The sequence below is a fragment of the Pseudomonas sp. HC1(2025) genome (assembly GCF_058742075.1).
Genome location: NZ_CP196017.1, coordinates 1,578,307 through 1,599,983, shown reverse-complemented (window position 1 = coordinate 1,599,983; position 21,677 = coordinate 1,578,307). Strand labels below are relative to the sequence as shown.

12 protein-coding genes are annotated in these 21,677 nt (G+C 62.2%); 4 read left to right on the top strand and 8 right to left on the bottom strand.

Annotated elements, in window-relative coordinates; genetic code table 11:
* Nucleotides 1–186: 186 nt before the first annotated feature.
* Together ACSSVH_RS07095 and ACSSVH_RS07090 are read right to left on the bottom strand one after the other, a co-directional pair.
* Complete coding sequence (locus ACSSVH_RS07095) at nucleotides 187–1,260, bottom strand: AI-2E family transporter (RefSeq protein ID WP_169956987.1); 1,074 nt, start codon at nucleotides 1,258–1,260, stop codon at nucleotides 187–189.
* Between the two features lie 43 nt (nucleotides 1,261–1,303).
* Nucleotides 1,304–2,362 (bottom strand): DUF2066 domain-containing protein, encoded by a 1,059-nt coding sequence (locus ACSSVH_RS07090; RefSeq protein ID WP_492634271.1) that lies wholly within the window; start codon nucleotides 2,360–2,362, stop codon nucleotides 1,304–1,306.
* A gap of 358 nt (nucleotides 2,363–2,720) precedes the next feature.
* On the opposite strand from ACSSVH_RS07090, the gene purM reads away from it, so the two are divergent.
* From purM to ACSSVH_RS07070, 4 genes are all read left to right on the top strand, one after another.
* A complete protein-coding gene (gene purM, locus ACSSVH_RS07085) occupies nucleotides 2,721–3,779 on the top strand; it encodes a phosphoribosylformylglycinamidine cyclo-ligase (protein WP_169956985.1) in 1,059 nt (352 codons plus the stop codon).
* Complete coding sequence (purN, locus tag ACSSVH_RS07080) at nucleotides 3,779–4,429, top strand: phosphoribosylglycinamide formyltransferase (protein WP_169956984.1); 651 nt, start codon at nucleotides 3,779–3,781, stop codon at nucleotides 4,427–4,429. The genes purM and purN overlap by 1 nt, the downstream gene beginning before the upstream one ends.
* Nucleotides 4,430–4,437: 8 nt before the next feature.
* Nucleotides 4,438–5,151 carry a DUF3108 domain-containing protein gene (locus ACSSVH_RS07075; RefSeq protein ID WP_169956983.1) on the top strand — a complete coding sequence of 238 codons (714 nt, stop codon included), beginning with the start codon at nucleotides 4,438–4,440 and terminating at the stop codon, nucleotides 5,149–5,151.
* Nucleotides 5,152–5,518: 367 nt separating this feature from the next.
* Complete coding sequence (locus tag ACSSVH_RS07070; RefSeq protein ID WP_032857031.1) at nucleotides 5,519–5,707, top strand: hypothetical protein; 189 nt, start codon at nucleotides 5,519–5,521, stop codon at nucleotides 5,705–5,707.
* Between the two features lie 93 nt (nucleotides 5,708–5,800).
* On the opposite strand, the gene ACSSVH_RS07065 is transcribed toward ACSSVH_RS07070, so the two are convergent.
* The 6 genes from ACSSVH_RS07065 to ACSSVH_RS07040 all read right to left on the bottom strand — a co-directional run bounded on the left by ACSSVH_RS07065 (nucleotide 5,801) and on the right by ACSSVH_RS07040 (nucleotide 21,528).
* Nucleotides 5,801–6,346: a DUF2058 domain-containing protein gene (locus ACSSVH_RS07065; RefSeq protein ID WP_076963006.1), complete on the bottom strand. Its 546-nt coding sequence runs from the start codon at nucleotides 6,344–6,346 to the stop codon at nucleotides 5,801–5,803.
* A 25-nt stretch (nucleotides 6,347–6,371) separates the two neighbouring features.
* Entirely contained in the window at nucleotides 6,372–7,205 is an 834-nt protein-coding gene (mazG, locus tag ACSSVH_RS07060) for a nucleoside triphosphate pyrophosphohydrolase (protein ID WP_492634270.1), read from the bottom strand.
* Between the two features lie 166 nt (nucleotides 7,206–7,371).
* Nucleotides 7,372–9,615, bottom strand: coding sequence for a GTP diphosphokinase (gene relA / locus ACSSVH_RS07055; RefSeq protein WP_169956980.1), 2,244 nt, complete (start codon nucleotides 9,613–9,615; stop codon nucleotides 7,372–7,374).
* Between the two features lie 120 nt (nucleotides 9,616–9,735).
* The gene (gene rlmD, locus ACSSVH_RS07050) at nucleotides 9,736–11,088 is read right to left on the bottom strand and encodes a 23S rRNA (uracil(1939)-C(5))-methyltransferase RlmD (protein WP_170057705.1); all 1,353 of its coding nucleotides are present in this window, start codon (nucleotides 11,086–11,088) and stop codon (nucleotides 9,736–9,738) included.
* A complete protein-coding gene (cysM, locus tag ACSSVH_RS07045; RefSeq protein ID WP_169956978.1) occupies nucleotides 11,088–11,990 on the bottom strand; it encodes a cysteine synthase CysM in 903 nt (300 codons plus the stop codon). The genes rlmD and cysM overlap by 1 nt, the downstream gene beginning before the upstream one ends.
* A gap of 193 nt (nucleotides 11,991–12,183) precedes the next feature.
* On the bottom strand, nucleotides 12,184–21,528 hold the full coding sequence (locus tag ACSSVH_RS07040) for a retention module-containing protein (RefSeq protein WP_492634269.1): 9,345 nt from the start codon (nucleotides 21,526–21,528) through the stop codon (nucleotides 12,184–12,186).
* Nucleotides 21,529–21,677: the final 149 nt, after the last annotated feature.

Here is a 21,677-nt window from a genome sequence, read left to right as displayed (position 1 = left end):
AGTGGCCTCTGTGAAAAGTTTGCAAAGTTTATACCCGTGACGCCGGGCGCACAATGCAACAGACCACAAGCAAAATCAAAGGTTTGCGTTAACTCATTGGATTTTTTGGAGATTGTTTGACGCGATGGCTAAATGCCAAGCCCTAGAGGTAACAAACCCGGCCTTGAGCCGGGTTTGTGATCAGCCTTACAACTGAGGGTCATCGGCGCCCGTATAGACGTCCGAATCCTTGTACACATCATGCACATGGCGCACCAGCACCATGATCACCGCCGCCACCGGCAGCGCCAGGAGGATGCCGGTAAAGCCAAACAGCTCGCCGCCCGCCAGGATCGCAAAGATCACGGCCACCGGATGCAGGCCGATGCGGTCGCCCACCAGCAACGGCGTCAGCACCATGCCTTCCAGGGCCTGGCCGACCATGAACACCGCGACAATCCCCAGCATCGGGTACAAGTCGCCGCCAAACTGGAACAGGCCGGCCACCAGCGCCGCGCCAATCCCGATGACAAAGCCCATGTACGGCACAATCGCCGCCAGGCCGGCAATCATGCCGATCAACAGGCCCAGTTCCAGGCCAATCGCCATTAGCCCGCCAGCGTAGATAATCCCCAGCGCGACCATCACCAGCAACTGCCCGCGAACAAACGCACCCAGTACCTCATGGCACTCCCCGGCCAGGGACACGATGCGCTCCTCGCTATCACGGGGCAGCAGGCTGCGGATCTTGGCCATCATGATGTCCCAGTCACGCAGCAGGTAGAACGCCACCACCGGGATCAACACCAGGTTGGTCAGCCAACCGATCAGCGCCAGGCTGGAAGCCGTGGCTTGGCTGAGGATCACCCCGACGATATCGGTGGTCTGGCCCATATGCTCGCTGATCGCGGCCTTGACCTTGTCGAACTTCCAGAAGCCATCGGCCAGGCCGAGCTTGGACTGCGCCCACGGCATGGCCGTGTGTTGCAGCCAGTCGAGCATTTGCGGCGCCAATTCGTACAGGCGGATCATCTGCTTGGCCAGCATCGGCACCAGCACCAACAGCAGCGCCATGACGATCAGGGTAAACAGCGCAAATACCGCCACCACGCCCCAGGTGCGCGACAGGCCGAGTTTTTCCAGGCGATCGACCACCGGGTCGAACAGATAAGCCAGCAGCAACGCGACCAGGAACGGCGTCAGGATCGAATGCAGCAAGAACACAAAGACGCACAGCAGGACAATCCCGCCAAGCCACACCCAACGACGCGTATCCGCCATAAACCACTCCATCTGTCAGTTGCTTCTATATAAGGAAGAACATTTACCAACGAAAACGCAGCTGCGGCTCGGGCTCGGCTTGCGGCACGGGTGCCGGTGAAGCACCTTCGACCACTGGCGCCGGCACAGGTTGTGGCGCGAGCGCCTCGCCGGCCGGCACTTCCTGCAGCTTGGCCAGGCTCAACTGGCTGCGCAGTTGCTCGCTGCTGCCATTGACCCGATAGACGATCCGGTCGCCATCCACTCGCTGCAACTGCGCACCAAAGGGCTCCAGCAGGTGACCGAGGGCGGCGTAGCGTTCCAGGGTCATGCCCTGCACTTGCAGCAACTGCTCGCTCGACACCCCGGCTTTTACCGCAAACCGTGGGGCAAGCCGCTCACTGACCGCCAGCAAGACGGCATCGGCCAAGGCCGCAGTGTCGGCGCCCTGTACGGTGCCCTGCTCGGCTTTGTCACCCAGCCACAGGCGCCACTTGGCTTGCCATTGGCCCGCGTCTTCACGGGCATGCACCGCCAGCAGCGCATCGGCGCCATAACGCTCGGAGGCCGAACGCAGGGGCGCGGGATCTGCGCTCTCAAGATTAGGCGCGGTGGCAACGATCTGTTCATCGAGGTCACCCAGCGGCAGGCGCAACGGCAAGCCCCGGTGCTGGGCCGCACGGCGCAGCGGCTCGGCAGCGGCCTGGCCATCACCCACCAGGCTGCTGCCTTCGGTGGAATCGCTGAGCCACCAGCCAAGGATCGATGGCCGATTGTTACCCCACAGCGCCAGGCCGGCATCGCGCAGGGCCCGGTCGGTGCTGACCGGATCGAAATCCACTTGCAGGCTTTCCGGCGGACCGGCGTCGTAGCCGTACTGGCTGATGATCTGTTGCGGATCCTTGCGAATTGCCGCCAGGCCAGGGCCCTGGGCGGCCTTGGTGTCGCCGGCGAGGCGGATCACCAGGGTTTCCAGGGCGCGCTGGGTAGCTTGTGCGCGCTCCTCGGGCGCCTGGCTGCTGACCGGCTCCAGCACTTGATAAAGACCATTAACGGTTTCGGCATGACTGGCCAGGCTGACCAACGACAAACAGCCCACAAAAAAATATCTACTCAGACCCATGAAAAAAGATTCCCGAACGACAAAAAAGCGGCTGGAACAGGCCGCGTGAAGAAGGTTAAGCAAGGCTGTGACCACAGCGACCGGCAAAACATTCACAAGGCCCCGGTAAGTTTTCGTACTGTCATAACGATAGCGGGTTAAAGGCTATACCTTAATACAGGCGATCGCGGCGCCGATTAAGGTTTTTTTAGCACCATATGCCCCTGCCCGTCGGCCCGAGGATGGCCGCTGCCCCTCAAGCCTGATAAAATCGCGCGCCTTCGCAGACCGTCAACGGCTGGGCGTCCTGAAGTGTTCGACTTCCGTACCCCCACCGCATCGGTCGTTACCCCTGAATCCCCCCCTAAAGGCCTGGATCATGAGCAAGCAACCCTCCCTGAGCTACAAGGACGCCGGTGTAGACATCGACGCCGGTGAAGCATTGGTCGAACGCATCAAGAGCGTCGCCAAGCGCACTGCGCGCCCCGAAGTCATGGGTGGCCTGGGCGGTTTCGGCGCCCTCTGCGAGATCCCGGCCGGCTACAAGCAGCCTGTGCTGGTCTCCGGCACCGACGGCGTGGGCACCAAGCTGCGCCTGGCGCTGAACCTGAACAAGCACGACACCATCGGCATCGACCTGGTGGCCATGTGCGTCAACGACCTGGTGGTATGCGGTGCCGAGCCGCTGTTCTTCCTCGACTACTACGCCACCGGCAAACTGAACGTGGAAACCGCTGCACAAGTGGTCACCGGTATCGGCGCTGGCTGCGAACTGTCGGGTTGCTCCCTGGTCGGCGGCGAAACCGCTGAAATGCCGGGCATGTACGAAGGCGAAGACTACGACTTGGCCGGCTTCTGCGTCGGCGTCGTGGAAAAAGCCGAGATCATCGACGGCTCCAAGGTAGCTGCCGGTGACGCCCTGCTGGCCCTGCCATCGTCCGGCCCGCACTCCAACGGCTACTCGCTGATCCGCAAGATCATCGAAGTGTCCGGCGCCGACATCGAGAACACCCAGCTCGATGGCAAGCCTTTGACCGACCTGCTGATGGCCCCGACCCGCATCTACGTCAAGCCGTTGCTCAAGCTGATCAAGGACACTGGCGCAGTCAAGGCCATGGCCCACATCACCGGTGGCGGCCTGCTGGACAACATCCCGCGCGTGCTGCCAAAAGGCGCCCAGGCCATCGTCGACGTGGCCAGCTGGCAGCGCCCGGCGGTCTTCGACTGGCTGCAAGAGAAAGGCAACGTCAACGAAACCGAAATGCACCGCGTGCTGAACTGCGGCGTGGGCATGGTCATCTGCGTGGCGCAAGAACACGTGGAAAGCGCGCTGAACGTACTGCGTGAAGCCGGCGAGCAGCCATGGGTGATCGGCCAGATCGCCACCGCTGCCGAAGGCGCTGCCCAGGTTGAACTGAAGAACCTCAAGGCTCACTGATGCCAGCAACCTGTGATGTCGTGGTGCTGCTCTCCGGCACCGGCAGTAACTTGCAGGCCCTGATCGACAGCACGCGCGCCGGCGACAGCCCGGTGCGCATCGCTGCGGTGATTTCCAACCGCAGCGACGCCTACGGCCTGCAACGCGCCCAGGACGCGGGTATCGATACCCGCTCCCTGGATCACAAGGCGTTCGAAGGTCGCGAGGCCTTCGATGCAGCCTTGATCGAACTGATCGACGCCTTCAACCCCAAACTCGTGGTGCTCGCCGGCTTCATGCGCATTCTCAGCGCTGATTTCGTGCGCCATTACCAGGGGCGCCTGCTGAATATCCACCCTTCCCTGCTGCCCAAATACAAAGGGTTACACACTCACCAGCGGGCCCTTGAGGCCGGCGATACAGAGCACGGCTGCAGCGTGCACTTTGTCACCGAGGAACTCGATGGCGGGCCACTGGTCGTACAGGCAGTAGTTCCGGTAGAGTCTGCGGACTCAGCGCAGAGCCTTGCGCAACGGGTTCACACCCAGGAACACAGGATTTACCCGCTGGCGGTTCGCTGGTTTGCCGAAGGACGCTTGGTTCTCGGTGAACAGGGTGCATTGTTGGACGGCCAGTTACTTGCGGCCAGCGGCCACTTGATTCGTACCTAGGAGATTTTATGCGTCGCGCCCTGCTCTTCGCTTTTGCTCTGCTTGCCCTGCCTACCGTGCACGCGGCAGATCTTCAGCCTTTCTCCGCCAGCTATACCGCCGACTGGAAGCAGTTGCCCATGAGCGGTACTGCGGAACGCAGCCTGGAAAAAACCGCCGACGGTACCTGGAAGCTCAGCTTCAAGGCCTCGATGATGATCGCCAGCCTGACCGAAACAAGTACCTTGACCCTGGACAAGGATACTTTGCTGCCACAGTCCTACCACTTTGAACGAGGTGGGCTGGGTAAAGCCAAGAAAGCCGACCTGGACTTCGACTGGACCGCCAAGATGGTCACCGGTACCGATCGCGGCGATGCAGTGAAGATCCCGCTGAACCGTGGCATGGTCGACAAATCCACTTACCAGTTGGCCCTGCAGCATGACGTGGCCGCCGGCAAGAAAACCATGAGCTACCAGGTGGTGGATGACGGCGAAGTCGACACCTATGACTTCCGCGTGCTGGGTGCCGAGAAAGTCGACACCAAGGCCGGCAAGATCGACGCCATCAAGGTTGAACGCGTACGCGACCCGACGCAAAGCAAGCGCACCACCGTGATGTGGTTTGCCAAGGATTGGGACTACCTGCTGGTTCGCCTGCAGCAAGTCGAAACCGACGGCAAGGAATACAACATCATGCTGTTGGACGGCACGGTCAATGGCAAGGCTGTGAAAGGCATCTGATCGTTGATGGGTTGAAAGAGCCTCGCTAAATGCGGGGCTTTTTTTCGCCTGGAGTTTGTGGTGAGGCGACTGGCGCTATCTATCGCAGGCAAGCCTGCTCCCACAGGTAAGCGCATTCCAAGCTGGCTTGCCTGCGATAGCGGTGGGATGCCCGGCACACAGCCAAAGCCTCACTCAAACATGAAACTTTTGTCATAAAACCCCGCCCCCTGCGACGCAATGTCGCGGTTTACGTGGCCTGGAGCATTGTTGCGTTTGCTGCAATGAATTGTTGCTCGCAAAGTCAGTTTACTTAGCAAGCTAACAAAATATATAACAAAGGCCTGCGACGCCTTGCCGCAGATCAACCAGAGACTGGAGCAAGCAGATGACAGTAAAAGTAACGGAACGCGACGATGCCCATATGTCCCACGAGGCCCTGGCCCACGGGATTCATATCTGGGATGTGCATCAACAAGACCTGCTGGTCGGTATGTTTCACAACGAGTGCGACGCCCATAACTATAAAAACGAGCTCGAAACCCTCGAAATGAGACGCCAGGCATCTAGCTCCTGAATAACTGAAATCCCATAGCCACCCGGCCCACGCAGCCGCAGTGCCTATAAACACAAACCCCGCCTTTTGAGCGGGGTTTGTTGTTTTAACGCCTTACCACATCAGATCGTCAGGGATCTGGTAGGCGGCATACGGATCATCTTCATCCGGCACCTGGGCCTCGGTAAGGATGTTCATCTGCACGATACGCTCAGGGGCGCGCTCCTGGATTTTCAGCGCGGCCTCCCGCGGGATCACTTCGTAGCCGCCGCCGTGATGGACAATCGCCAACGAGCCGTTGCTCAGCTTGTTGCGCATCAAGGTGTTGACCGACAGGCGCTTGACCTTCTTGTCGTCCACGAAGTTGTAGTAGTCCTCGGTGGTCAACTTGGGCAGGCGCGAGGTCTCGATCAATTGCTTGACCTGCGCAGCACGGGCCTTGGCCTCGACCTTTTCCTGCTGCTGGCGGTTGAGCTCCTGGTCGCGCTTGACCTTCTCGGCCTGCGCTTCCAGGGCCAGGCGCTGCTGGGTGTCATCGGCCTGGGCCTGGCCTTTGTGAACCAGGCGCTGCTGCTTCTGCTTGTCTTTGCCGACCTGCTTGGCCTGCTTCTGATTGACCAGGCCTGCTTTGAGCAACTGGTCGCGAAGGGAAATGCTCATGGTGCTTACTCACTTAGGCAACTGCTCAACCGCAGTTGGACACATTCTTTTCCTGGCGTTTGGCTTCGCCCCATAGGGCGTCCAACTCTTCGAGGGTGCAATCTTCCATGGGACGGTGGGTGTCGCGCAATGCCTGTTCGATAAATCGGAATCGCCTTTCGAATTTGGCATTGGCACCGCGCAGGGCGGTTTCCGGGTCCACCTTGAGGTGCCGCGCCAGGTTGACCGCCGCAAACAGCAGGTCACCGACTTCATCGGCAATCGCTGCCGGGTCGTTGTCGGCCATGGCTTCGAGCACTTCATCGAGCTCTTCACGTACGTTATCCACCACCGGCAACGCCGCCGGCCAGTCGAAGCCGACCTGGCTGGCGCGCTTTTGCAATTTGGCCGCGCGGGACAGGGATGGCAAGGCGGTAGGCACATCATCGAGCAGGGACAGTTGCTGCGGGGCGTCGGATTTTTCTGCGCGCTCCTCGGCCTTGATTTGCTCCCAGCGTGCCTTGACCTGCTCTTCGTTTAGCTGAGGGATATCCAGCGGCACATACAGGTCACCGGTGGGGAACACATGGGGATGGCGGCGAATCAGCTTGCGGGTGATGCTGTCGACCACGCCGGCAAACTCGAAGCGCCCTTCTTCCCGGGCCAACTGGCTGTAATACACCACCTGGAACAACAGGTCGCCCAGCTCGCCTTGCAGATGATCAAAATCCCCGCGCTCGATGGCGTCGGCAACTTCGTAGGCTTCTTCCAGGGTGTGGGGCACGATACTGGCGTAGGTTTGCTTGATGTCCCACGGGCAACCGTATTGCGGGTCGCGCAGGCGGTTCATCAGGTGTAGCAGGTCTTCAAGTGAATACATCGTTCTCTATCCGATCAAGTGGGAAAACCACCGAGCAAATGTGGGAGCCGGGCTTGCCCGCGATGCAGGCACCTCGGTATCGGGTAGACCGAGGCGCCTGCATCGCAGGCAAGCCAGCTCCTACACAAGCCCGCTCCCACATTTCAGGCCGCACTCATCCAGCGACTCATGGCGTGCGGTTACGCCGGGTCTCGATGATGTTCGGCAACTGGGAAATACGCCCCAGCAGCCGCCCCAACGCGTCCAGCCCCGGAATCTCGATGGTCAGGGACATCAACGCAGTGTTGTCCTCCTTGTTCGAGCGGGTGTTGACCGCCAGTACGTTGATCCGCTCGTTGAGCAGCACTTGCGAGACGTCACGCAGCAACCCCGAACGGTCGTAGGCGCGGATGATGATGTCCACCGGGTAAGTGAGCACCGGCACCGGGCCCCAGCTGACCTGGATGATCCGCTCCGGCTCGCGCCCGCCCAGTTGCAACACCGAGGCACAATCCTGGCGGTGAATGCTCACCCCACGGCCCTGGGTGATGTAGCCGACGATCGCGTCGCCCGGCAACGGCTGGCAGCAGCCGGCCATCTGGGTCATCAGGTTGCCCACGCCCTGGATCTGGATATCGCCGCGCTTGCCCGGCTTGTAGCCCGTGGCCTTGCGCGGAATCAGCTCCAGTTGCTCGCTGCCGCGCTCCGGTTCCACCAACTGCTGGGCCAGGTTGACCAGTTGCGCCAGGCGCAAGTCGCCGGCGCCGAGGGCGGCGAACATATCCTCGGCAATCTTCATGTTGGCTTTTTCGGCCAACTTGTCGAAATCCACCTGGGGCAGGCCCAGGCGCCCCAGTTCGCGTTCGAGCAGGGTCTTGCCGGCGGCGACGTTCTGGTCCCGCGCCTGCAGCTTGAACCAGTGGACAATCTTCGCCCGCGCCCGCGATGTGGTGATGTAGCCCAGGTTCGGGTTCAGCCAGTCGCGGCTCGGCGTGCCGTGCTTGCTGGTGATGATCTCGACCTGTTCACCGGTCTGCAGGCTGTAGTTGAGCGGCACGATGCGCCCGTTGATCTTGGCGCCACGGCAGTTGTGGCCGATCTCGGTGTGCACGCGATAGGCGAAGTCCAGCGGCGTCGCGCCCTTGGGCAGGTCGATGGCGTGGCCGTCGGGGGTGAAGATGTAGACCCGGTCAGGCTCGATATCCACCCGCAACTGCTCGGCCAAGCCGCCGATATCGCCCAGTTCTTCGTGCCATTCGAGCACTTGGCGCAGCCAGGAGATTTTCTCTTCGTACTGGTTGGAGCCCGCCTTGACGTCGGTGCCCTTGTAGCGCCAGTGCGCGCAAACCCCCAGCTCGGCTTCCTCGTGCATGGCGTGGGTGCGGATCTGCACTTCCAGCACCTTGCCCTCGGGGCCGATCACCGCGGTGTGCAGCGAGCGGTAGCCGTTTTCCTTGGGGTTGGCGATGTAGTCGTCGAATTCCTTGGGAATATGCCGCCACAGGGTGTGGACGATGCCCAGCGCGGTGTAGCAATCGCGCATTTCCGGCACCAGCACACGCACGGCGCGCACGTCGTAGATCTGGCTGAAGGCCAGGCCCTTGCGCTGCATTTTGCGCCAGATCGAATAGATGTGCTTGGCGCGGCCGCTGATATCGGCCTCGACACCGGTGGCCTGCAACTCCGAGCGCAACTGGCCCATCACATCGCTGATAAAGCGCTCACGGTCCAGCCGCCGCTCATGCAGCAGGGTGGCGATCTGTTTGTATTGATCGGGTTCGAGGTAGCGGAAGGACAAGTCCTCCAGCTCCCACTTGATATGGCCGATCCCCAGGCGGTGGGCCAGGGGCGCGTAGATATCGAACACCTCGCGGGCGACGCGGTTGCGCTTTTCGTCATCCGCGGTTTTCACCGCACGGATCGCGCAGGTGCGTTCGGCCAGCTTGATCAGGGCGACGCGCACGTCGTCGACCATCGCCACCAGCATCTTGCGCAGGTTTTCTACCTGGCCCTGGGTGCCCAGCACCATCGACTGGCGCGGGCTGAGGCTGGCGCTGATCGCGGCCATGCGCAGCACGCCATCGATCAGCTTGGCCACCACCGCGCCGAAACGCTGGCTGACCAAGGGCAACGCGATATGCCCTTCGCGCACGCCGCGATAGAGCACCGCGGCGATCAGCGAATCCTGATCCAGCTTGAGGTCGGCGAGGATCTCGGCGATTTCAAGCCCGGTACGAAAACTGGAGGTTCCTTCGGCCCAAAGATTCTTGGCCGCATTGTCTTGCTGTTCAGCCTCGCGAGCGAACTCGCAGGCGGCTTTCAAGGCTTCACGGTCCAGTGCCGGATCGACACTGATGGCATGATCCAGCCATGCCTCGAGATTGATACTGCCGTCGGTGTTGATCGGCTGGTGTGCTCTCACCTGTACCATCTTGCTTACCTTCCCTACGACGCGCCTGTAGCGCGTCAAAATCGCTGACCCTTGTACCGCGAACTCCCTGGCAGGTCACAGGCCCTGGAGAACGCAGGCCAGTCGGACTAAGCGAGCATCCTAGCTCGCTTCAAATAACGCCATCGCCTCGACATGCGCGGTTTGCGGAAACATATCGAGGATCCCGGCACGTTTTAGCCGGTAGCCTTGCTTGACCAACTCGACAGTGTCCCGCGCCAGCGTGGCTGGATTGCAGGACACATACACCAGGCGATCAGCCCCCAGAGTGGCGAGCTTGCGCACAACCTCCAGGGCACCATCGCGGGGTGGGTCCAAGAGTACCGCACAAAAGCCTGCTTTGGCCCATTGCGCATCACTCAAAGGCTGGGACAAATCGGCCTGAAAAAACTGCACATTATGCAAATTATTGCTGCCTGCGTTGAGGGCTGCGCGGTCCACCATGGCCTGCACGCCCTCTACCGCCACCACTTCACGCACTTGGCGGGCCAGGGGCAAGGCAAAGTTTCCAAGGCCGCAGAACAGGTCCAGCACCCGTTCGTCGGAACGCGGGGCCAACCAATCCAGCGCCTGGGCCACCATCGCCTCGTTGACCCCGGCATTGACCTGCACAAAATCCCCCGGCCGGTACGCCAGCTCCAGGTCCCACTGCTCCAGACGATAGCCCAGGGCCGCCCCGGCCGCGAACGGCTGCGGCTCGCCCTCGCCATGCAGCCACAACTGGGCGTCATGGAACCCGCAGAATTCTTGCAGCACCAGCAGGTCTGCCTCCGACAGGGGCGCCATATGCCGCAGCAACACGGCAATCGACGAGCCACTGAACAGTTCCACATGCCCCAGGGCCTGAGGTTTGCTCAGGCGCCGCAACATGTTGGGCAGGCGCTGCATGATCGGTTGCAAGGCCTGTACCAGCACCGGGCAATCATCGATGGCGACGATGTCCTGGCTGGCCACGGCGCGAAAACCCACGTCCAGGCGCTTGGCCTTGGCATCCCAACGCACGGCGACCCGCGCCCGGCGGCGATAGCCGAACTCGGGGCCGCTCAACGGCGCTGCCCACTCCTGGGGCTCGACCCCGGCAACACGGGACAATTGCTCGGCGAGCATGCGCTGTTTCAGGGCAAGCTGTTCGGCATGGGGCAGGTGTTGCAGGCTGCAACCGCCACAACGGCCAGCATGCACGCACGGCGCCGGGCGGCGCAGTTCGCTGGCCTGGAACACCCGCTCGGTGCGGGCCTCGACCACTTTGCCATGGGCACCGAGCACCCGCGCCTCGACCTCTTCGCCGGCCAGGGCGCCCACCACAAACCAGGTGCGACCTTCGAAAAACACGATCCCCCGGCCATCATTGGCCAGGCGCTCGATGGTCAGGCGTTGTTTCTTGCCGACCGGGATTTGGGGCGCCCGGCTGCCGCCCGTGGGCTGGAAGCGCAGGCCTCGCTCTTGCTTGGCCATCAGTTGGGCGCGTCGAAAATGCCGGTCGACAGGTAACGGTCGCCTCGGTCACAGATGATCGCGACGATCACCGCGTTTTCCAGTTCTGCAGACAGGCGCAACATGCCGGCCACGGCGCCACCGGAGGACACGCCGCAGAAGATGCCTTCTTCACGGGCCAGGCGACGGGTGGTGTCTTCGGCTTCGCGCTGGGCCATGTCGATGATGCGATCGACGCGGGCAGCGTTGTAGATCTTGGGCAGATACTCTTCGGGCCAACGACGGATCCCCGGGATCGCCGCGCCTTCCATCGGTTGCAGGCCAACGATCTGGATCGCCGGGTTCTGCTCCTTGAGGTAGCGCGAGTTGCCCATGATGGTGCCGGTGGTGCCCATGGAGCTGACGAAATGGGTGATGGTGCCCTGGGTCTGGCGCCAGATCTCCGGGCCGGTGCTGGTGTAGTGCGCCTCGGGGTTGTCACCGTTGGCGAACTGGTCCAACACCTGGCCACGGCCTTCGGCGGCCATGCGCTCGGCAAGATCACGCGCGCCTTCCATGCCCTCTTCCGGGGTCACCAGTACCAACTCGGCGCCATAGGCGGTCATCGCCGCCTTGCGCTCGGCGCTGCCGTTGTCGGGCATGATCAGGATCATTTTGTAGCCTTTGATCGCCGCGGCCATGGCCAGGGCAATCCCGGTATTACCGGAAGTGGCTTCGATCAGGGTGTCGCCGGGCTTGATCTGCCCGCGCTGCTCGGCACGGGCGATCATCGATAGCGCCGGGCGGTCCTTGACCGAGCCCGCCGGGTTATTCCCCTCGAGCTTGAGCAGCAAGGTATTGCTGGTGTTACCCGCCATGCGCTGCAAGCGGACCAAAGGTGTGTTGCCGACGCAATCGGCGATGGTTGGGTATTGCAGGGTCATGGCGTATTCGCAATCCAGACTGCGGGGGCGCCTATCATACCGGCAAACGCTGGCGGGCCATATCACGCAAAGTATGGTGCTTATAACTCAATGCGCTAACAGCGCCAAAAACGCCTGTCGGCGATGGCGACCTATTGATCGCCATCGTCGGCAAGCCGGCTGCTGCACAGTGTTTTGCGTTGCAAGGATCCGCTCAGACCGTATCCACCTTCAACGAATGGTCATTCAACATCCCGTTGATGATCGTCGCGGTATCCGCGCCACCCGCAATCAGCCCGCCCGCGCCCGGTGTCACACCGTATTGGGTCGCCAGGTTGACCCCGGCCAGGTCGATGGTCTGGGTCGGCGTGGCACCGGCCACGGCGCTGATGTCGATGGTGGTCAACAACGTGGCCCCACTGCCCGTGACCTTGAAGTGCAGGTAGTCATCCAGGGACGCCGCCGTCGCATTCTCCCCTTGCAACAATTGCGAGAGGTCCAGCTTGTCGGTGCCCACGCCAAAGTCGGTGATGACATCGTGCCCGCTGTTGCCCGTCAGGTACTGGAACGTATCGGCACCAGGGCCACCGGTCAGGGTGTTGTTGCCCGGGCCGCCGATCAGGATGTCATCGCCACCCTCGCCCTTGAGGGTGTCATTGCCCAGCCCGCCGGAGATCAGGTTGTTGTTGCCGTTGCCAGTGAGGAAGTCATTGAAGTTGGAACCCACCAGGTTTTCCAGGGCCATCAATGTATCGGTCCCGGCCCCTCCGGTGGCTTGCGCGCTCGCCAGGCCAAGGTTGACGGTCACGCCTGCCGTGGCGTGGGCATAGCTGACCGTATCGATGCCCGCCCCGCCATCGAGCAGGTCGTTGCCGATGCCACTGAACAGCAGGTCATTGCCATTGCCGCCGTGCATCTCGTTGTTGCCGGTGCCGGCGGTGAGCACGTCGTTGCCATCGCCGCCATTGAGGATGTTGTTGCCGGGCCCGGCCATGATGATGTCATCACCGTTGGTACCGGTGAGGGTCGTACCGGCCTGGTAGCTGATGTCTACCGCGGCGCTGTCGCTGCCGCCGTGGTTATCGCTGACCGAGTAGTTGCCGTGGTACTGCGGTGTGTAGTCCTGGGCGCCGGCGTAGTTGATCTTCATGTCCAAATGGTAGTTTTCTGTGCCATTGGGGTTGCTGCCTGTTGGATTGGAGGTGTTGGTAAGGTGAATCTGATAGCTACCGTCCGCTAACGCAGTCAGCGTCGTGCCATCCGCAAGAGGGAGCTCGCCGCCACCGTTGAGCGAATAGGTCATGACGATGTTGCCGACCGGCCGGTTGTGATCCAGGCTGAGGGTCTCACCCGCCTTGAGCGTGACCGTTATGCGATCGTCGGCCGTAGCGCCGCCGACATTGCCGAGACTGCCGGTGATTAAAAGTGCTGCGGTGAGGTTCGCCGCATCACCGGCAAATGAGGTGCGTACATCCGCCAGGGTTGTGCCGTTGAACGTTCTGGCCCCCGTCCCGGTAAAGGCCGCGCCTTTGGCCACCCAGCCGGTTGGAAAACTGGTAGGGATAGCCGTCAGGGTGTCATGGTTGGCATCGCTGTCATTGGCCAGCAGCAACTCGGCAGGCACCACGATATTGCCCGACAGGATATTGGTGATCACATGGTCGTCACCGGCCACCGGCGCCACGTTGGGGTTGACCTTGACCACCAGGCTGGAACTCGCCAGGTCGCCGTCGTTGTCGCTGACGATCACCCCAAAGGTTTCGGTGACCAGCGAGCCGGTCAGCTTGGGCGGTGTGTAGCGGAACTCGCCGTTGTCCATGTCCACTATCAGCGTGCCGCCCTGGTTGGTGGTGATGGTGACGCTGTTGCTGACGGTGTCGAACGTGCCATGCCCGCCCGGCAGGTTGGCGCTCATCGAGCCCCCCGCCGCGGGGTTGTAGGTATAGGTGATGCCGTCCACCGTGAGGGATTTGACGAAGCCACCATCGGCGCCGAACGTGCCGTCCGTCAGCAGGCTGCCGGTGACTGGCGCGCCCTGTACCGTGCCGGCCAGCACTGCATCCAGGCCCGCCAGGTTGGCCACCACCACCGCATTGGTGTTGGTGTGGGTGCTGCCGTCGTACGCCACCGGGTCCAGGTAAATGCTGTTGACGCCGGCCCCCAGGCCGATGGCATAGGCCTTGATGCCGTTGGCATCGAGGAAGGCGCGCCATACACCTTCTTCAGTGGCGTCGATCCCATCACCGTATTCCGGGTTGACCACGTTGCCGGGGTTGTTCGGGTTATTGGTGTTGGACGTGGTGGGGTTACCGTCCGAGAAGAAATACGCCACGTTCTGCGCACCTTCCAGCTTGCCGGCAGTGCCGTAGGCGGTCTGCGCGGTGCCGAGGGCCGAATCGTAGTTAGTGCCGTTGAACGCGGTGAGGCCGTTGACCAAGGACTTGGCCGTGGCGACGCTGACCCACTGGCTGCTCAATTGCTGGGAGCTGTCATTGAAGGTCACGATCTGCACCTTCACATCACCCATCTCGTCATAGCGGTTGAGCAACTCGACGATGGAGGCCTTGGCCAGGTCGAGCCGCGAACCACCGGCCCCGGACGGGTCGTTCATGCTGCCGGAAATATCGATGATCAGCAGCAGGTTGGAATCCACCTCCGTGGCCGTGACCTCACGTGCGCTGGACACCACTTTGGGCACGTCATCGACGATGCTCACCACGATGCTGCTGGTGGTGGAGTTGCCCAGTTGGTCGGTGGCCTTGTAGGTGAAGGTCTCGGTCAGCACATTCGGCCCATCATTGCTGTTGGGCAAAGTCTTGGGAGCCGACGTCAGGGTGTAGGTGTAGGTGCCGTTGGGGTTGAGCAGGATCTGCCCATAGCTGCCCGTTGCGCTGCCCACCAGGCTGAAACTCAACGGGCCACTGCCGCCAGTGGCCGACCCCACCAGGGTGCCGCTGGCGGTTTCGCTGGTGGCGGTCGGGTCGCTGCCGACCACGGTGCCGGGCGCCAGGTCCTGGCCGTCGAGGTTCAAGTCCAGGGCTTTCTCGTAGACCGTGACGTCGCCGTCGACTGTCGCCACCAGGCCGCTGTCGGCCACCGTAATGGTCAAGGTCGTGGTGCTCAAGTCACCGTCGCCATCGCGCACGGTATATACGAAGGTATCCACGGCTCCCGGCGGGCTCACCGAGTTGGGGTTGCTGTGGTACACGGCATTGCCGTTCGCATCCAGGGTCAGGTAACCGAAGTTGCCGTTGATATTCACGCCCAGGCCACCACTGGCCGGGGTGCCGGTATTGCTCCCCGCCCGCACCCCGACCACCGCGCCGGCCAACGTGGGGCTATCGGCGCCGCCGACGTCATTGCCCAGCACATTGGCGCTGACCACACCGCCTTCTGCCACCGAGCGCACGTCAGGGTTGGCGGTGGGCAGGTCGTCGATGATGTTGATATCGATCGTGCCCGTGGCCGTATTGGTGTCGTAATCGCTGGCCGTGACCGTGATGTGCTCGGGCAGGCTGTTGTCGCCGCTGGCATTGGGGTGCATTTCATTGTCGAGCAGGGTGTAGCGGTAGCTGACCACCCCGGTGTTGGGGTCGTAGCCGACCACCGTAAAGTTGTTGCCCAGCAGGGTGCCTTCCGACAGCGGGAAGGTGGCTACGACGCCGTTGGTCACCACGTTCAGGCCGCCGACCGTGAGGTTCTTCAAACCGTCCAGGGCCGTCACGGTGAAGGTACCGGTCTGGGTCAGCAAGGGGGTGTTGGGGCTGGAACCATCGATCAGGTTTTTTTCAAAGACGGTCAACTCACCGCCGGTGAGGTCCAGACCGGTCAGCACCACCGGATCGTTGTTGTTATGCACCTGTAGCACCAGCTTGGCGGTGCTGGTATCGCCATCGCTGTCGTTCAACTGATAAGTGAAGGTCTCGGTGCCGTTCCCCCCACCGTGAAGGGCGACGAATTGTGGGTCGGTCTTGTCGAGGGTGTAGGTGTAGCTGCCATCGGCGAACAGTTGCAGGGTGCCGTAGGTGCCGACGATGGTATTGGGCGTGACGGGGCCGGTGGCGATGCGGTCGGCGCCTTGTACGTCGTTACCGAGAACACTGCCGCTCAGGATGAGTTGGCTTTCAGAGGCAATACCAGCGGGGTTGTCGTCGACGGCTTTGGGCACGTCGTCGACCACCTTGACGTCCAGGGAGCCATTGGCGCTGCTGTTGTTGCTGTCGGTGGCGGTCACCGTGAACGACTCGCTGATGCTATTGATGCCCGCGCCGGTTGGGTGGCTGTCAGTGCCGTTGAGGGTGTAGCTGTAGCTGATCACCCCAGTGCTGGCGTTGTAGCCGGTGATGGTCAGGGTGTTGCCAAAGCCGGTGGGTTCCGACTGCGGGAACGTCGCCGCGACGCCGTTGGTGACGACGTTGATGCCGCCCACAGTGAGGTTTTTCAGGCCGTCCAACGCCGTCACGGTGAAGGTGCCGGATTGGGTCAACGCAGGCGCGTCGATAGCACTGCCCAACGGCAGGTTCTTCTCGTAGACCGTGACTTCGCCGCCGGTGACGTCTAAGCCGGTCAACACCACCGGGTCGTCGTTGTTATGCACTTGCAGCACCAGGTTCGCGGTGCTGGTATCACCGTCGCTGTCGTTCAGTTGGTAGGTGAAGGTTTCAGTGCCACTGCCACCGCCATTCAGGGCCATGAACTGCGGGTCAGCCTTGTCCAGGGTGTAGGTGTAGCTGCCGTCGGCAAACAGTTGCAGGGTGCCGTAGGTGCCAACGATGGTGTTGGGCGTAACCGGGCCGGTGGCGATGCGGTCGGCGCCTTGTACGTCATTGCCCAGCACGCTGCCGCTCAGGGTCAGCAGGCTCTCGGAAGCGACACCCGCTGGATTGTCATCGACGGCTTTGGGTACGTCGTCGACCACATTGACGTCCAGGGAGCCATTGGCACTGCTGTTGTTGCTGTCGGTCGCAACCACCGCAAACGACTCACTGATGCTATTGGTGCCCGCTCCGGTTGGGTGGCTATCGGTGCCGTTGAGGGTGTAGCTGTAGCTGATCACCCCAGTGCTGGCGTTGTAACCGGTGATGGTCAGGGTGTTGCCGAAGCCGGTGGGTTCCGACTGCGGGAACGTCGCGGCAACACCGTTGGTGACGACGCTAATCCCGCCCACAGTAAGGTTTTTCAAGCCGTCCAATGCCGTCACCGTGAAGGTGCCGGATTGGGTCAGCGCAGGCCCGTCGATAGCACTGCCCAACGGCAGATTTTTCTCGTAGACCGTGACTTCGCCGCCGGTGACGTCGAGGCCGGTCAGCACCACCGGGTCGTCGTTGTTATGCACCTGCAACACCAGCTTGGCGGTGCTGGTATCACCGTCGCTGTCGTTCAGTTGGTAGGTGAAGGTTTCAGTGCCACTGCCACCGCCATTCAGGGCCATGAACTGCGGATCAGTCTTGTCGAGGGTGTAGGTGTAGCTGCCATCGGCGAACAGTTGCAGGGTGCCGTAGGTGCCGACGATGGTATTTGGCGTGACGGGGCCGGTAGCGATGCGGTCGGCGCCTTGTACGTCATTGCCCAGCACGCTACCGCTCAGGGTCAGCAGGCTCTCGGAGGCGATACCAGCCGGATTGTCGTCGACGGCTTTTGGCACATCGTCGACCACATTCACGTCCAGTGAACCGTTGGCGCTGCTGTTGTTGCTGTCGGTCGCAACCACCGCAAACGACTCACTGATGCTGTTAGTTCCAGCGCCGGTTGGGTGGCTATCGGTGCCGTTGAGGGTGTAGCTGTAGCTGATCACCCCAGTGCTGGCGTTGTAGCCGGTGATGGTCAGGGTGTTGCCGAAGCCGGTGGGTTCCGACTGCGGGAACGTCGCCGCGACGCCGTTGGTGACGACGTTGATGCCGCCAACGGTGAGGTTTTTCAGGCCGTCCAATGCCGTCACGGTGAAGGTGCCGGACTGGGTCAACGCAGGCCCGTCGATAGCACTGCCCAGCGGCAGGTTTTTCTCGTAGACCGTGACTTCGCCGCCGGTGACGTCTAAGCCGGTCAGCACCACCGGGTCGTCGTTGTTATGCACCTGTAGCACCAGCTTGGCGGTGCTGGTATCACCGTCGCTGTCGTTCAGTTGATAGGTGAAGGTTTCAGTGCCGCTGCCACCGCCATTCAGGGCCATGAACTGCGGGTCAGTCTTGTCGAGGGTGTAGATGTAGCTGCCATCGGCGAACAGTTGCAGGGTGCCGTAGGTGCCGACGATGGTGTTTGGCGTAACCGGGCCGGTGGCGATGCGGTCGGCGCCTTGTACGTCATTGCCCAGCACGCTGCCGCTCAGGGTCAGCAGGCTCTCGGAGGCGATACCTGCGGGGTTGTCGTCGACGGCTTTGGGCACATCGTCGACCACATTGACGTCCAGTGAACCATTGGCGCTGCTGTTGTTACTGTCAGTGGCAACCACCGCAAACGACTCACTGATGCTATTGGTGCCCGCTCCGGTTGGGTGGCTATCGGTGCCGTTGAGGGTGTAGCTGTAGCTGATCACCCCAGTGCTGGCGTTGTAGCCGGTGATGGTCAGGGTGTTGCCGAAGCCGGTGGGTTCCGACTGCGGGAACGTCGCCGCGACGCCGTTGGTGACGACGTTGATGCCGCCAACGGTGAGGTTTTTCAGGCCGTCCAATGCCGTCACGGTGAAGGTGCCGGACTGGGTCAACGCAGGCCCGTCGATAGCACTGCCCAGCGGCAGGTTTTTCTCGTAGACCGTGACTTCGCCGCCGGTGACGTCTAAGCCGGTCAGCACCACCGGGTCGTCGTTGTTATGCACCTGCAACACCAGGTTCGCGGTGCTGGTATCGCCGTCGCTGTCGTTCAGTTGGTAGGTGAAGGTTTCAGTGCCACTGCCACCGCCATTCAGGGCCATGAACTGCGGGTCAGTCTTGTCGAGGGTGTAGATGTAGCTGCCATCGGCAAACAGTTGCAGGGTGCCGTAGGTGCCAACGATGGTAGTTGGCGTAACCGGACCAGTGGCGATGCGGTCGGCGCCTTGCACGTCATTGCCCAGCACGCTGCCGCTCAGGGTCAGCAGGCTCTCGGAGGCGATACCCGCCGGATTGTCGTCGACGGCTTTTGGCACATCGTCGACCACATTGACGTCCAGGGAGCCATTGGCACTGCTGTTGTTGCTGTCGGTCGCAACCACCGCAAACGACTCACTGATGCTATTGGTGCCCGCTCCGGTTGGGTGGCTATCGGTGCCGCTGAGGGTGTAGCTGTAGCTGATCACCCCAGTGCTGGCGTTGTAACCGGTGATGGTCAGGGTGTTGCCGAAGCCGGTGGGTTCCGACTGCGGGAACGTCGCCGCGACGCCGTTGGTGACGACGTTGATGCCGCCAACGGTGAGGTTTTTCAGGCCGTCCAATGCCGTCACGGTGAAGGTGCCGGATTGGGTCAACGCAGGCCCGTCGATAGCACTGCCCAACGGCAGGTTTTTCTCGTAGACCGTGACCTCCCCGCCATTCACCTCAAGTCCCGTCAGCACCACCGGGTCGTCGTTGTTATGCACCTGCAACACCAGGTTCGCGGTGCTGGTATCACCGTCGGCATCCGTCAAGGTGTAGGTAAACGTCTCCGTCCCATTGCCGCCACCGTGCAACCCCAGGAAGTCGCTGTCGGCCGGGTTCAGCGTGTACACATAAGTGCCATTCGCCGCCAACTCCAGCGTGCCGTAGAGCCCCGTGAAGGAGCCCGGCGTCACCGGCCCGGACGCGACCCGATCAGCGCCTTGCACGTCATTGGTCAATACCGTGCCGCTCAGGGTCAGCAGGCTTTCGGAGGCCACTTGTGCATTGCTGTCATCGGCAGCTGTCGGTACATCGTCCACCACACTCACGTGCAGGGTGCCGGTGGCGGTGCTGTTGTTGGTGTCATTGGCGATAACGCTGAAGCTCTCGGTCAGCTCATTCACCCCTCCCGCCGACGGGTGCGCCTCGGTGCCGGTCAGGGTGTAGCTGTAGCTGATCACCCCGGTGGCCGGGTCAAACCCGGTGATGGTCAGGGTATTGCCCAGGCCGGTGGCGATCGATTGCGGGAAGCCGGCGGCGACACCACCGGACACCACGTTGATACCGCCCACGGACAGGTTCTGCAAACCGTCCACGGCCGATACGGTCAGGCTGCCGGTACGGGTCAGCGCGCCAGCGTCGGGGCTGCTGCCATCCACCAGGTTTTTTTCGTAGAGGGTCAGGTCAGCGCCATTCACGCTGATGCCGCCGATCACCACCGGGTCGTCGTTGTTGTGCACTTGCAGCACCAGGTTGGCGGTGCTGCTGTCGCCATCGGCGTCGGTCAGGGTGTAGGTGAAGGTTTCCGTGCCATTACCGCCGCCCTGCAGCGCGACAAAATCAGGGTCGGCGCTGTTCAACGTGTAGGTGTAGCTGCCATCGGCCGCCAGCACCAAAGTGCCATATTGACCGGTGAACGTACCGCCCGTGATCGGGCCACTGGCGACTCGGTCGGCGCCCTGGGTGTCGTTGTCCAGAACGTTGCCGCTGAGGGTCAACAGGCTTTCCGAAGCGCTGCCCTCATGGCTGTCATCCAGCGCCTTGGGCACGTCATCGACAATGGTGATATCCAGCGAGCCGGTGGCGGTGTCGTTATCGCTGTCGGTGGCCACTACCGCAAATTGCTCGCCCAGGCTGTTGGTGCCGCCACCTGACGGATGGGCCTCGTTGCCGGTCAAGGTGTAGCTGTAGCTGATCACCCCGGTGGCCGCGTTATAACCGGTGATGCTCAGGGTATTGCCCAGCCCGGTGGTGATAGTTTGCGGGAAGCTGCTGGCCACCCCGCCGCTGACCACACTGATGCCGCCCACCGTCAGGCTTTGCAGACCATCGGGCGCTGTGACGCTGAAGGTGCCGCTTTGCACCAGCGCCGCCGGGTTGCTGGCCGAGCCTTGGGCAAGATTGGCCTCGTTGAGCGTCAACTCGCCGCCCTCGACCTCCAGCCCACCCAGGCTCACCGGGTTGTCGGGAGGCACCACCACAGGCTGGCCGTTGCCGGTGTCCGGCTGGCCGGCGACCTGGAACAACGGGAACTCGGGAATCCCACCAAACCCTGCCGTAGGAAAGCCGATGACCGGCTCCACGCGCCCGGCGACTTCGGTCAACAGCACAAAGGAGTGCCCGCCGCCCAACTCACCCGCCGCCGTGCTGCCGGTTTGCCCGGCAGCCGTGGCTTCAGCGGTCTGGGTCGGGTCGTCACCGGCGGCGATGGCTTTTTGCAACTGCTGCACATCGGTCAACTGCGCCTGGCTCGGCGCAAGGTCTTCGGAGGCGTGAATCTGCGGCGCCTGGCCAGCCAGCAATTGCGGGGAAAGGCCCAGGCTGCTGTCGCGCCCCAGGGTCAGCTCATGGCCGTTGGTCAGTTGCACCGCCACCGCACCGGCCGCGCCGGTCTGCAGTTGCTCGCCGGCAAACAGTCGGTCGCCTTCGACCAGGCTTCGGCGGCTGCCATCTCCCGCCACCGCGAAGACTTCCCCAACCACCTTGCTGACAACACCGATTAACTTGGCCATGTGCTTATCTCCCTGTCCGACCCCAGTAGTCGGCACCTCGGTTACGTGCACAAGCGCAGTGGATCGGGTGGCCCGCAGGTGGCACAAAACTGATTCAAATCAGCCGCCAACCAGCGCTTTGACCCGCCTGCAGAGAGCCTTCCAAGGGA

Excerpts from the sequence above, each read along its gene's own strand:
- ACSSVH_RS07095 (WP_169956987.1), bottom strand. The coding sequence starts at position 1,260 with ATGGCGGATACGCGTCGTTGGGTGTGGCTTGGCGGGATTGTCCTGCTG.
- mazG (WP_492634270.1), bottom strand. The coding sequence starts at position 7,205 with ATGTATTCACTTGAAGACCTGCTACACCTGATGAACCGCCTGCGCGAC.
- ACSSVH_RS07070 (WP_032857031.1), top strand. The coding sequence starts at position 5,519 with ATGACAGTAAAAGTAACGGAACGCGACGATGCCCATATGTCCCACGAG.
- ACSSVH_RS07040 (WP_492634269.1), bottom strand. The coding sequence starts at position 21,528 with ATGGCCAAGTTAATCGGTGTTGTCAGCAAGGTGGTTGGGGAAGTCTTC.
- ACSSVH_RS07065 (WP_076963006.1), bottom strand. The coding sequence starts at position 6,346 with ATGAGCATTTCCCTTCGCGACCAGTTGCTCAAAGCAGGCCTGGTCAAT.
- purM (WP_169956985.1), top strand. The coding sequence starts at position 2,721 with ATGAGCAAGCAACCCTCCCTGAGCTACAAGGACGCCGGTGTAGACATC.
- rlmD (WP_170057705.1), bottom strand. The coding sequence starts at position 11,088 with ATGGCCAAGCAAGAGCGAGGCCTGCGCTTCCAGCCCACGGGCGGCAGC.
- ACSSVH_RS07075 (WP_169956983.1), top strand. The coding sequence starts at position 4,438 with ATGCGTCGCGCCCTGCTCTTCGCTTTTGCTCTGCTTGCCCTGCCTACC.
- relA (WP_169956980.1), bottom strand. The coding sequence starts at position 9,615 with ATGGTACAGGTGAGAGCACACCAGCCGATCAACACCGACGGCAGTATC.
- purN (WP_169956984.1), top strand. The coding sequence starts at position 3,779 with ATGCCAGCAACCTGTGATGTCGTGGTGCTGCTCTCCGGCACCGGCAGT.
- ACSSVH_RS07090 (WP_492634271.1), bottom strand. The coding sequence starts at position 2,362 with ATGGGTCTGAGTAGATATTTTTTTGTGGGCTGTTTGTCGTTGGTCAGC.
- cysM (WP_169956978.1), bottom strand. The coding sequence starts at position 11,990 with ATGACCCTGCAATACCCAACCATCGCCGATTGCGTCGGCAACACACCT.